The sequence below is a fragment of the Methylophaga sp. genome, from assembly GCF_030651745.1.
Genome location: NZ_JAUSCC010000039.1, coordinates 45,863 through 57,714, shown reverse-complemented (window position 1 = coordinate 57,714; position 11,852 = coordinate 45,863). Strand labels below are relative to the sequence as shown.

Here is an 11,852-nt window from a genome sequence, read left to right as displayed (position 1 = left end):
CAAGCATCACGCATGATTGCGATGAAAAATGCGTCTGACAATGCCGGCGATCTTATTGATGACCTGCAACTGGTTTACAACAAAGCTCGCCAGGCTGCGATTACACAGGAAATCTCTGAGATTGTTGCGGGTGCCGCTGCGGTCTAACTGAATTAAAAGGGCTGAGCAGCCCGAACTTATTTGAAAGAGGAAGCAAGATGAGCTCTGGAAAGATTGTACAAATTATCGGTGCGGTCGTTGACGTGGAATTTCCCCGCGACAGTCTGCCAAAAGTCTACGATGCCTTGATGGTTGAAGAAGTCGGTTTAACGCTTGAAGTTCAGCAACAGCTGGGTGACGGTGTGGTTCGCGCAATCGCCATGGGTACTACTGATGGTCTGAAACGTAGCCTGGCAGTAAGCAATACTGGCAAAGCGATTAGCGTTCCAGTCGGTCAGAAAACTCTGGGCCGTATCATGGACGTGTTGGGTAACCCAATCGACGAGAAAGGCGACATCGGTGAAGAAGAACGTTGGGGTATCCACCGTAAAGCTCCTTCATTTGATGAACTGTCTGCCAGTAACGAATTGCTGGAAACCGGTATCAAAGTTATCGACCTGGTTTGCCCGTTTGCCAAGGGCGGTAAAGTCGGTCTGTTCGGTGGTGCCGGTGTAGGTAAAACCGTCAACATGATGGAGCTTATCCGCAACATCGCTATCGAGCACAGTGGTTTCTCTGTATTCGCCGGTGTTGGTGAGCGTACTCGTGAAGGTAATGACTTCTACCACGAAATGACTGATTCAAACGTAATCGACAAAGTATCATTGGTTTACGGTCAGATGAATGAGCCACCAGGTAACCGTCTGCGTGTTGCGTTGACTGGTTTGACCATGGCGGAATTTTTCCGTGATGAAGGTCGTGACGTATTGTTCTTCGTTGATAACATCTACCGTTACACATTGGCCGGTACCGAAGTATCAGCCCTGTTAGGCCGTATGCCTTCAGCGGTAGGTTACCAGCCAACATTGGCGGAAGAGATGGGTGTTCTGCAAGAACGTATCACTTCAACCAAAGTCGGTTCTATCACGTCTATCCAAGCGGTATACGTACCTGCGGATGACTTGACTGACCCATCACCAGCTACCACCTTCGCTCACTTGGATGCGACAGTTGTATTGTCACGTTCAATTGCTGAATTGGGTATCTACCCTGCGATTGACCCGTTAGATTCTACTTCACGTCAGCTGGATCCGTTGGTTGTTGGTAACGAGCATTATGATATTGCCCGTGGTGTTCAAAACACGCTGCAACGTTATAAAGAACTGAAAGATATTATTGCGATCCTGGGTATGGATGAATTGTCAGAAGAAGACAAACTGTCTGTATCACGTGCTCGTAAAATTCAGCGTTTCATGTCACAGCCATTCTTCGTTGCTGAAGTATTCACCGGTGCTCCTGGTAAATACGTTTCACTGAAAGATACGCTGGCTGGTTTCCGTGGCATTCTTGATGGTGAATATGATTCACTGCCAGAACAAGCGTTCTACATGGTTGGCACCATTGACGAAGCGATTGAAAAAGCCAAAAAGTACTAATCTCTAGGGAGGTAGCTGATGGCTATGACAATTCATGTTGACATCGTAAGTGCTGAAGAATCCATTTATTCAGGAACAGCCGAAGTCGTAATCGCCTCGGCGCAAGAGGGTGAAGTGGGTATATATCCACGTCATGCTCCGTTACTGACGCGTTTGAAAGCGGGTGAAGTGCGTTTGCTAAAAGATGGTAAGGAAGAGCAGTTTTATATTTCCGGTGGCATTTTAGAAGTTCAGCCACACATCGTTACTATTTTGGCGGATACCGCATTACGCGCTGCCGATGTAGACGAGGCTGCTGCTTTAGAAGCTAAAGCAAGTGCCGAAAAAGCGTTAGCAGATAAATCCACAAAAATGGAATATGCTGAAGCGCAGGCGCAACTCGCTGAAGCAATGGCGCAATTACGAGCCATTGAAAGAGCACGTAAAACACGTAAGCATTAATCACGAAAGTGATGACCCAGAAAAGGCTGTCTTCGGACGGCCTTTTTTGTTTGCAGGTCTTTGCTAAACTACAAAGCTGTTACAAGGAATCTATTATGTCTCTGGCTATTATTATTCTCGCTGCCGGTAAAGGCACCCGCATGAAATCTGCTAAGCCAAAAGTGATGCACACATTGGCTGGTAAACCCATGCTGCAACACGTTATTGATACTGCTAAACAGCTTTCTCCAAGCCAGTTAGCCGTAGTCTGTGGTAATGGCGCTGACGAAGTCGTGCCATACCTGCAAAAGCAGCAAATCGATATCGTGATGCAACATGAACAGAAGGGCACCGGCCACGCTGTTGAACAAGCAAAAGCCAGTTTTGAAAACAGTGAACAGGTCTTGGTGTTGTATGGAGATGTACCGTTAATCAGCGTCGAAACACTGCAGGACTTGATTGAATCAGGCGATAAAAAAAGCCTCAAAGTGCTCACAGCCATATTGGACGATCCCACTGGCTACGGCCGTATTGTTCGTGATTATGATGACAATATGCTGTGCATCACCGAAGAAAAAGATGCTGACGAAGAAACCAAGCTGATCAACGAAATCAACACCGGCATTATGTGTATTCCAGCTAAATGGTTGACCGAAGCTTTGTCACAGCTCGATAACAATAATGCCCAGGGCGAATACTATCTGACCGACCTGATTGCCAAAGCAGTTAACCAAGGCATCGAAATCAACTCAGTCACTTGTGAAGATGAAATGGAAGTAGCTGGCATCAATAACCGTGTGCAGCTGGCTGAGGTAGAAAGTTACTATCAGCAACTCAAAGCAACCGACTTGATGATGTCAGGTGTCACTTTCCGTGATCCGGCACGCATCGATATACGTGGTGATATCAAAGCAGGGCAGGATATCACCATCGATATCAACGTCATCTTCGAAGGCAATAACACCATAGCCGACAATGTCAGCATCGGTGCCAACTGCATCATTATCAACAGCGTTATTCATCAAGGCGCTGAAATCCTGCCCAATAGTATTATCGAAAATGCCGAAGTGGGTACTGACTGTTCAGTCGGCCCTTATGCACGTTTACGTCCGGGCACCAAGCTTGCTGCCAAAGCAAAAGTTGGTAACTTCGTTGAAATCAAAAATGCCAATATCGGGTTGGGTTCCAAGATCAATCACCTCAGTTATATCGGCGATACCGATATGGGGGCGGATGTAAATATCGGGGCAGGCACGATTACCTGCAACTATGATGGGGCGAATAAACATCGTACGGTGATTGGGGATCGGGTGTTTGTTGGTTCTGATACGCAGTTGGTTGCGCCGGTTACGGTTGAGGATGGAGCGACGATTGGGGCTGGATCCACGATTCGGAAGACCGTTCCTGGGGATGCGTTGACGTTGACTAAGTCGGAGCAGAAGACGGTTAAGGGGTGGGTTAGGCCGGTTAAGAGTAATTTGAAAATGGAGAAGTGAATGGAGCCCAGAGGAGGAATTAAATTTATTGCTAGTAATATTGATATTCCTGAAGATATTTTACCATTCAATATTTCTGATGATCTTATTTTAAGAGTTGCCTCAGAGGCAGAGATCGAAAAATTAAATCAGCATTATCAAAAAACATACGGCCTTTTAGCTAAATTTGTAGTTCCATTTAACACAGTTCCAGAAAAATATGATGACGGCGATGGCCGAAGAGGCATTCGTTACGTTGAGACGAATAGGACTCGATGTTGGGTTATTACATTTGAAGGTTTCAATGGAAAGGCAGAGGATTTAAACCCAATTGCAAAGCTTTTAAAACCTAAGATACATTTTAGTAACACACTTATTTTTAATAATCATCGACAATTAGATGATTCAGGGTTTATCTTTGGACCAGGCGCATCTGTTGACTTATATGTCAGAGAATCAAGAAAAGATATAGCAATACTGAGCAAAGACGAACTAAATAAATTAAAACGTTATTACAGCCACTTTGAAAAAAATGAATTAGCCCATGTTCAAGATGCCATAGATTTATATGAGTCTTCATCGAAATTGGATGATGAGTCTGCACTTTTAACACTCTCTTATTTTTCAATTATTGAGTCATTAATTACACACAAACCTAGACTTACAGAAACGCTTGATTCAATAACTCATCAAATTAAAAATAAAATTAAACTATTATCAAAGCGTTTTGAAATAAAGCCTATGCAGGATGAAATTTTTGGTGGAATAGCGGAGGCAAACTTGTGGAAAAAACTCTACCAATTAAGAAGTAATATTGCCCATGGTCAAGTTTATGACTTTTCTGGTGAGCTTAAATGCCTTAGAGAATTACAGAATGTTAACTCGTTCCTTGATGAGGTTGTTCGAGAACTCATCAAACTAGCAATAGAAGAACCCGCGTTAGTAGCTGATATTAGAGAGTGTTAAATTTTTAGGAAGTAAGGTAGATACTCCGTTGATTAAAAGATTTCAACTAGCTTTATTCAAACACGTCAAGATGGGTTGAGGGATAAAACCCAACGTTAAATTCACTATCTTAATTCACCTACATGGGTTACATCCGGATCGCCCAATAACTTGTATTGTGACTTCCAAGTTAGCAATTTCGGACTAAAGCCCGAGTTCATTTTCTTTGTTTGCCCAAAGAAAATGAACTCGCCCAATAGGGCGAAACCTTTAAAGTATAAAATCTTGAATTGTTGGGTTTCATGGCATTCCACCCAACCCCGAAATTTTTAACCAAAATTCACAATTACCATTTCAGGAAAATTCCTATATAAAATCGGATTAATACTGAGCGACTGTCTTTATCACAAAGCCTAATATTGGACGATTTCCAAAACAACGGATTTATCTCCATTACGACTTTTAAAAGGACATTACTGTGAGAATTCTATTAATCATATCGATGTTATTTAGCTTTACTGCAACGGCATTTGCAGCAGATCAGATTGAGCGGATGACGGCGGACAAAATGCAGTCGTTTCGTGCTGATGAGGTGAATTGGCAACCGGAGACGATTTTGCCGAAAGGAGCTGACAGTGTCATTGTGCTTGGCGACCCGACTAAAGCCGGTGTGTTTATCGCCTGGTTGAAATTCCCACCTAATTATCCAATCCCTGCCCACACGCATCCATACACTGAAGTCATCACGGTGTTGAAAGGCCAATTAGGTAATGGCATGGGCGAGACGTTTGATAAGGAAAATGGTGAGGTGCTGAACGTAGGTGACAGCTTTGTTTTGCCAGCTGGTCATGCTCATTATGTTTGGACTACGGATGAAGAAACCATTGTTGAGTTGATTGCTAGCGGTCCGTGGGATATTACCTATATTGATCCGGCGGATGATCCTAGAAACTAAACTGATAGCTTTCCCCGACCTACATTTCGAGGGTAGGTTGGGTTGAGCTTGCGAAACCCAACATCTTATTTACGATTGTTGGGTTTCATTGCATTCAGCGCCAACTTACAAAAAAGCCCCATGTTTAGGGGCTTTTAGCGATTAAGTGGTGAGTAAATCAGTCGTCACCAACTTGATTTTTATGCTTCAGCCAACGTCATGGCTTGCAGATAATTTTTTAACCCCATTTTCTCGATCAAACCCAGCTGTTGTTCCAGCCAGTGGGTATGATCCAATTCGGTATCTTCCAGTTGTCTAAGTAACATCTGACGGGTTTCATAGTCGCCTTCTGCTTCACAGAGGGCGATACCCTCACGTAACGATTTCACTACGGCATATTCAAGGTTCAGGTCGTTTTGCAACATTTCCAGAACGTTGTGGCCGACATGTATTGGTTCACGGTGGGTCAGGTCTGGCATGCCTTCCAGAAACAGGATGCGTTTGATCATTTGGTCGGCGTGATCTGTTTCATCCTGCATTTCGTGGGAAATGCGGGTATAGAGGCGCTTCAAGCCCCAGTCTTCGTACATTCTGGAATGAATGAAATATTGATCCATTGCGGTCAGTTCACCGGCGAGTAGCTTGTTAAGCAAATCGATGACTTTTTGGCTGCCTTTCATAAGCGTTTCCTTTTGTTGCTGGTCTTTGATTCAGAATGTGGATTAATGGCGATAAGCTTGCATCAACTGCCAGCACTTGTCACGGTCTTTGCGTTTTGCAGTGCAATTAAAGGGGATGCTTTGCTTTATTCATTTAAGCGAGAAAGTATCTTATTGCATATAGCTGTAACTTCTTTTTTCTCTTGCGGGGTTAAATTTATCCTGCATGCCATTTTATTGAGGATCTGGGAGGTTTTATTTTTTAAATCTCTTCCTGGTTCAGTTAGTTCAATGACTTTAGCCCTCTCATCAATCGAAGACTTGTTGCGTTCTATAAATCCTTTGTTTTCTAGTCGTTTAAGAATTTGTGTTAGCGTGCCTGCATCAAGGTATGTTTGTTCACTTAATTCCTTGATATTAACAGCGCTTTTATTCCAAAGACTCATCATCACTAAAAATTGAGGATAGGTAAGATCAAATTCCTCCAATTGGGGACGGTATTCCCTAATCATTGCGTTTGAACTCGCATACAACGAAAAACAAACCATCTGTGAAAAATCAAACTCATCGGTATTCATTTGTAACACTCTGCTTGTAATGTGGGGATATATTTTGCGCGCAAAGTACTTGACGGTCTAGAGGTGGGCGATTAAAATTATTTTGCGCACAAAGTAATTTTCTATAGTCAGCGCATACAGAGGAGTAACCACAATGGGTAGTGAGTTAAATTTCAACGGCGTGACGTCAATAAATTGGAAGGATATGCAAGGCCGTGAAGTTGCAGAAGGAATATACGCATTTCCTCTTTGGGAGGGAGAAAAGGGAAAAAGAGCGGTAGTTCTAAAGTTTGAAGCGAACTCGAAATTCCCTGGCGTTGATTCTCATCTGTCAGGGCCTGAGCAAATCTATGTAATCTCTGGTGTTTTCAATGATGGGAAAGATGATCATAGAGAGGGGAGCTTTATCTATAACCCAATTGGTTCATCTCATATTCCACAATCAAAAATAGGCTGTGTGGTTTTAGTTACTTTTCCTGATGGGTAGCATGACAACAACAGTCGTTGGATAAAGCTATGGCTGTTCTGAAGTAAAATAAACCTACGATCTTACAATTAATTACTTGTTGGTAACTGACTAACCGAAGATTCGGCGTGATCCGTTTTCGCTCAACCTGAGAGTTGCTGTGATGCCCCTGGGGCATCACATAGTAAAAAGTTATTTATTCTGTAGGTGTAACTTCAGTGTCGATTGCTTGGGCGATGTCTTTTGCTTGTTTGACTGGAATGACGATATTGCCCTGATAGCTTCGGTGCTTGTCAGTGATAGCGTCTGTAATGCCGAAATCCCAAAAAATAACGCTGGCTGCAAATTTACCGGATTCAAACTCACTGACGATAGACCCATCAGTTTTTCTTCCATCTTCAGTACTGCAATCATAAATTAAAGCATCATCGGAACGTCTGATCATAGCGGTTCCCGGCATGTCTAATTTCCATACGCCACGCTTATTATGGAATTTACATTCTCCTTCGCTACCATCAGAAAATGAAGCGGTAACGGGGATGTTGGGATCATTAACAATTGTTGCGCAACCGGAAAACAACAATGTGCTAGTTAAAGCAAATAGTAATTTAGCGTTCAAGTTTATGTCCTATTAAAGTTAATCCGTAAAGTTGTATGAACAGCCAAATATAATGATCAGCGCATCCATGCCCGCAGGATATTAGCATTATAAAAGTGCATTTTGCGATGTTTTATCAAGTGCTAAACACGCGTTATTCCATGAATTACAAATAAGTTCCGAAAAATAATAAAAAAATTGACAGGATAGTTACACTTATTTACATTATGCAAATCTAAATCAATATCATTTAGCTTGTTTATATAATCTGGGAATCTGTAATGTATCCACCTGTTCAAAAAATCCGGCTGTTTTGTGCACCAGCCGTTCTGGCGATGTTTGTCTTTGCAAACCCTGCAATGGCAGAAGACACTGAAGAAAAATCATTGGATCTGCCAACGGTAGAGGTGACTTCAACAACTAATGATGGCTTAGGTTATATCGAGCTTGAAAAAGAGCCGAATGTTGGAAAATTAAACGTGCCGATTATGGAACAGCCGTTTTCAATGTCGGTGATTGACTCCGAGTTTATGAAGGATACCGGGGCTAAAAACATTCAAGATGCTTTGCAATACACTTCGGGAGTTTATGCCGGTAATTTTGGCTTAGATACTCGACTTGATGGTGCCAATATTCGTGGTATTTCAGCAGGATTTTATCTGGATGGCCTTCGTCAGATATATGGTTCCTATAACAGTGTGCGTACCAATATCTATGCATTGGAAAGCCTGGAAGTATTAAAAGGCCCTTCTTCAATGTTGTATGGTCAAGGTGATCTGGGCGGATTGGTGAACTCTGTTTCCAAGTTGCCAAAAGCTGAACAACAAGGCGAAATCTGGGGCCAATACGGTTCATTTAATCGTAAGCAGATTGCTTTTGATGTGACCGGCCCTGTCGATGACGAAGGAAAGCTGTTGTATCGCGTCGTGGGATTACAGCGGGACAGTGATACACAGGTTGATCATGTCAAGGATGATGGTTATTTGATTGCGCCATCATTCACCTGGCAGGCAACCGACGATACCAGTGTGACGGTATTATTTAACCGTCAGGAAACACGTAGCCAGGTTTCTGCTCAGTTTCTGCCACAAACCGGAACGCTGGACCGAGGATCGCTTGGCTATATTGGATCTGAAACCTTTGTTGGCGAGCCAGGTTGGGATAAATATGATCAGGAGAAAACAGAATTTACCGTTTTCGCAGATCATAAATTTGCTGACAACTGGAAGTTTGTCACCACCGCAAGGTATACAGAGTCGAGCACTAAAACGCGCGAACATTGGACCAATATTCCAAGTGTCCCGGATGCTAATGGCAATATCGGGCGGACTATTTATACCGCCGATGCTGCGACCCGAATTTTTAATCTGGATGCCAGAGTTGAGGGTGTGTTTGATCTGGGAATCACCCGTCATAATCTGATTGTCGGTGTTGATCGTCAGGATGCGTATTGGGAAACGGATAATTACTTTTATGGTGATGGCGGAACCATCAATGTCTACAATCCTCAATACGGTAATGTGAATAGTGGCATCATCACGCCAACAGATCGTCCTGATAATGAGATTCAACAAGTAGGCTTTTATATTGCCGATCATATTGAAATAGGCAAGGTGGTGTTGTCTGCTGGTTTACGCCGCGATTACGCTAAAAACCGTCTGCTTGCTGTTACAGGACCAAACACCACTAGTGATGAACAGGAAACCACAGGTCGTATTGGACTGATGTATCGCTTTGATAACGGTTTATCGCCTTATATCAGCTATGCAGAAGCGTTCGGCATGAACCTGGGTACAGATGGAACAGCTTCTCCTAGTACGTTAAAACCGACTACCGGTGATCAGGAAGAAATCGGGGTGAAATATTTATCACCAGATAAATCGCTGGCCATCACCGTCGCGTATTTTGATATTACGCAGGAAAATCGCATTAGCAATGGTTTAACCCCTGGCGGTGTTCAACAAACTGGTGCAGTGATTGATGGTTGGGAGTTGCAAGTTAATAAACGTTGGCAGAACTTTGAAACCCAGTTTGCCTACACCGATATGAATGCCAAAGACGATTCGACAGGCTATCGTCTGCCATTTGTAGCAGAGAAGTTAGGTTCTTGGTGGAACAAGCTGTATGTCGGTAATAACTGGCGCTTTGGGGCGGGTATTCGTTACATCGGGAATAATGTTGGTTATTTCGATGCACCAAAAGTGCCATCTGAAACCCTGTATGACGCGATGATCGGTTACTCGATTCAAGACTGGGATATTACATTGGATGCAAAAAATCTGACGGACGAAGAGTTTATCTCCTGGTGTCGTTATGATGGTGGCGATTGTGGCTATGGCGAACGCCGCAATGTCACAGCTAATATTCGATACAGCTTCTAAATCAATAAAAAAGCCCCGAAAGGGGCTTTTTTTGTAAAACAGAAGACTTCCTTGTCAGGAGAGAAATTGGTTTAACGATAATAGCGGTTATGACGATGTCCATAGTTGTGTTGATAACTCCGGGAATCATGGCGGTAATAATCTCTGTGATGTCCATGGCCGCGATATGATTTTGGATGATGATACCTGTGCTTTGAGTAGTATTTTTTAGGCGGATGATAATGGTGTCGACTATAGCTATAAACAGGTGCATGGTGGTGCACGATATAACCATGATGTCGATGATCCACATAGCCGATGGGATAACCCAAACCGATATTAATTCTTACGTCAGCCCTTGCCTGATTAATTGAAAAACCCACGATAAATAATGAAAACATGAGTAATAAAATGGTTTTTGTCATTTTTAAATTTTGCATTGTCATTACCTCATTTTTATAAGGCCTGTCACTGAAAATCAGACTAGGCCTTTTTTCTGTAAGTTTGCTTCAATCTGTGTAAATGTTTGTAATTATTAAAGAAAGTATATGTAATAGTTTATTGAGAATAGGAATATAAAACCGCTGCTTTTACCAGCTAGACAAATTAATAAATGAGAATCATTCATCAAATTGTCATATATGAGAATTAAATTGCATGAGTGAATTTCAAATAAGAGTGGTCACTCATGTCTACCATTACTCAGCAAAATCCATCGTTAAAGGCCCAGGCATCACAATCTAATTGGCAGGCATGGTTGATGGTGGCGGCATTGATTTATCTTTTACTGGCTTCTGTCGGTGCCATCGGCAGTGGTTTTAAAATGGCGACAGCCAGTAATGCCAAAGAATTATTTTCTTTTGCATCCAATCCGGTGATTGCCTTAATTATCGGTGTCGTTGCCACGGCATTAATTCAAAGCTCCAGTACAGTTACATCGATTATTGTCGGTATGGTGGCAGGTGGGCTGCCATTAAGTATTGCTATCCCGATGGTGATGGGGGCGAATATTGGTACCTCATTAACCAGTACATTGGTCAGTCTGGGCCATGTACGTAATGGCGATGAGTTTCGCCGTGCCTTTGCAGCAGCCACGGTGCACGATAGTTTCAACATCCTTGCAGTAATGATTCTGCTGCCATTAGAACTGTTATTTAAACCCTTACAGCGTAGTGCTGAATTTATGTCCGGATTTTTCGTATCGGATGCCAGCGTCAGCATGAGCAATATGAATTTCATGAAAACATTACTGTCACCAGCCGATGATGCTCTGAAGTTTATAACGGGCTGGTTACCGGAAGTTTGGGCTGGTATTGCCTTGATTGTGATCGGCATTGCCTTAATTCTGTTTGTGGTATCTGCAATAGGTAAACTGCTTCGCAAAGTGATGGTTGGAAAGGCGAAAGAAATTTTGCATAAGGCGGTTGGTCGTGGACCGATTGCTGGCATGACCTCTGGCTCAATCATCACCGTACTGGTTCAATCCTCTTCAACGACGACGGCCTTAATCGTTCCTCTGGCAGGAACTGGCGTGTTTTCAATTAAACAGATCTATCCTTTTACTTTAGGTGCAAATGTCGGCACTACCATTACTGCATTACTTGCTGCCACGGCAATCTCGGGCCCGACGGCTGAACTCGCTTTACAGATAGCACTGGTGCATCTGTTTTTTAATTTGATGGCGATATTGTTGATATATGTGTTGCCGGTATTTCGCCAATTGCCTATCAAGATGGCTGAGACGCTGGCCATTTATGCCCAGAAAAACAAACTGTATGTTGTTGCCTATATTGGTGGCGTATTTTTTGTGATTCCATTGTTGATCATTGGCATAAGTCAGATCTTTTAAAGTAGAACAAATCAT

Annotated in this window: 13 protein-coding genes; 9 read left to right on the top strand and 4 right to left on the bottom strand. The window is 42.9% G+C overall.

The features are described 5' to 3' along the window. The 6 genes from Q7V21_RS04335 to Q7V21_RS04310 all read left to right on the top strand — a co-directional run. A partial coding sequence (locus Q7V21_RS04335) for a F0F1 ATP synthase subunit gamma (protein ID WP_304916105.1) occupies nt 1-147 on the top strand: 147 nt, incomplete at its 5' end. 50 nt (nt 148-197) lie between these two features. Further along, nucleotides 198-1,574 carry a F0F1 ATP synthase subunit beta gene (gene atpD, locus Q7V21_RS04330; protein WP_304916104.1) on the top strand — a complete coding sequence of 459 codons (1,377 nt, stop codon included), beginning with the start codon at nt 198-200 and terminating at the stop codon, nt 1,572-1,574. Between the two features lie 18 nt (nt 1,575-1,592). Beyond that, a complete protein-coding gene (locus Q7V21_RS04325; RefSeq protein ID WP_304916103.1) occupies nt 1,593-2,015 on the top strand; it encodes a F0F1 ATP synthase subunit epsilon in 423 nt (140 codons plus the stop codon). Between the two features lie 95 nt (nt 2,016-2,110). After that, nucleotides 2,111-3,490: a bifunctional UDP-N-acetylglucosamine diphosphorylase/glucosamine-1-phosphate N-acetyltransferase GlmU gene (gene glmU / locus Q7V21_RS04320; RefSeq protein WP_304916102.1), complete on the top strand. Its 1,380-nt coding sequence runs from the start codon at nt 2,111-2,113 to the stop codon at nt 3,488-3,490. After that, entirely contained in the window at nt 3,491-4,435 is a 945-nt protein-coding gene (locus tag Q7V21_RS04315; RefSeq protein ID WP_304916101.1) for a HEPN domain-containing protein, read from the top strand. It begins immediately after the preceding gene. Nucleotides 4,436-4,892: 457 nt separating this feature from the next. Beyond that, a complete protein-coding gene (locus Q7V21_RS04310) occupies nt 4,893-5,369 on the top strand; it encodes a cupin domain-containing protein (protein ID WP_304916100.1) in 477 nt (158 codons plus the stop codon). A 179-nt stretch (nt 5,370-5,548) separates the two neighbouring features. Here Q7V21_RS04310 and bfr read toward each other — a convergent pair whose 3' ends face one another. Further along, complete coding sequence (gene bfr, locus Q7V21_RS04305) at nt 5,549-6,028, bottom strand: bacterioferritin (RefSeq protein WP_304916099.1); 480 nt, start codon at nt 6,026-6,028, stop codon at nt 5,549-5,551. Nucleotides 6,029-6,153: 125 nt separating this feature from the next. Continuing rightward, nucleotides 6,154-6,585 carry a MarR family winged helix-turn-helix transcriptional regulator gene (locus Q7V21_RS04300; protein WP_304916098.1) on the bottom strand — a complete coding sequence of 144 codons (432 nt, stop codon included), beginning with the start codon at nt 6,583-6,585 and terminating at the stop codon, nt 6,154-6,156. Nucleotides 6,586-6,718: 133 nt separating this feature from the next. On the opposite strand from Q7V21_RS04300, the gene Q7V21_RS04295 reads away from it, so the two are divergent. Next, nucleotides 6,719-7,051, top strand: coding sequence for a cupin domain-containing protein (locus Q7V21_RS04295; RefSeq protein ID WP_304916097.1), 333 nt, complete (start codon nt 6,719-6,721; stop codon nt 7,049-7,051). 175 nt (nt 7,052-7,226) lie between these two features. On the opposite strand, the gene Q7V21_RS04290 is transcribed toward Q7V21_RS04295, so the two are convergent. Next, nucleotides 7,227-7,649, bottom strand: a complete 423-nt coding sequence (locus Q7V21_RS04290) for a hypothetical protein (RefSeq protein WP_304916096.1) — start codon at nt 7,647-7,649, stop codon at nt 7,227-7,229. Nucleotides 7,650-7,909: 260 nt separating this feature from the next. Between Q7V21_RS04290 and Q7V21_RS04285 the strand changes: the two genes are divergently transcribed. Next, on the top strand, nt 7,910-10,009 hold the full coding sequence (locus Q7V21_RS04285) for a TonB-dependent siderophore receptor (RefSeq protein ID WP_304916095.1): 2,100 nt from the start codon (nt 7,910-7,912) through the stop codon (nt 10,007-10,009). Between the two features lie 71 nt (nt 10,010-10,080). On the opposite strand, the gene Q7V21_RS04280 is transcribed toward Q7V21_RS04285, so the two are convergent. Next, entirely contained in the window at nt 10,081-10,413 is a 333-nt protein-coding gene (locus Q7V21_RS04280; protein WP_304916094.1) for a hypothetical protein, read from the bottom strand. A 263-nt stretch (nt 10,414-10,676) separates the two neighbouring features. On the opposite strand from Q7V21_RS04280, the gene Q7V21_RS04275 reads away from it, so the two are divergent. Then, entirely contained in the window at nt 10,677-11,837 is a 1,161-nt protein-coding gene (locus Q7V21_RS04275; protein ID WP_304916093.1) for a Na/Pi symporter, read from the top strand. Nucleotides 11,838-11,852 lie beyond the last annotated feature (15 nt).

Bases quoted from the DNA above. Each gene is read 5' to 3' on its own strand.
- atpD (WP_304916104.1), top strand. From the start codon at position 198: ATGAGCTCTGGAAAGATTGTACAAATTATCGGTGCGGTCGTTGACGTG.
- Q7V21_RS04295 (WP_304916097.1), top strand. From the start codon at position 6,719: ATGGGTAGTGAGTTAAATTTCAACGGCGTGACGTCAATAAATTGGAAG.
- Q7V21_RS04315 (WP_304916101.1), top strand. From the start codon at position 3,491: ATGGAGCCCAGAGGAGGAATTAAATTTATTGCTAGTAATATTGATATT.
- Q7V21_RS04285 (WP_304916095.1), top strand. From the start codon at position 7,910: ATGTATCCACCTGTTCAAAAAATCCGGCTGTTTTGTGCACCAGCCGTT.
- glmU (WP_304916102.1), top strand. From the start codon at position 2,111: ATGTCTCTGGCTATTATTATTCTCGCTGCCGGTAAAGGCACCCGCATG.
- Q7V21_RS04275 (WP_304916093.1), top strand. From the start codon at position 10,677: ATGTCTACCATTACTCAGCAAAATCCATCGTTAAAGGCCCAGGCATCA.
- Q7V21_RS04325 (WP_304916103.1), top strand. From the start codon at position 1,593: ATGGCTATGACAATTCATGTTGACATCGTAAGTGCTGAAGAATCCATT.
- Q7V21_RS04280 (WP_304916094.1), bottom strand. From the start codon at position 10,413: ATGACAAAAACCATTTTATTACTCATGTTTTCATTATTTATCGTGGGT.
- bfr (WP_304916099.1), bottom strand. From the start codon at position 6,028: ATGAAAGGCAGCCAAAAAGTCATCGATTTGCTTAACAAGCTACTCGCC.
- Q7V21_RS04300 (WP_304916098.1), bottom strand. From the start codon at position 6,585: ATGAATACCGATGAGTTTGATTTTTCACAGATGGTTTGTTTTTCGTTG.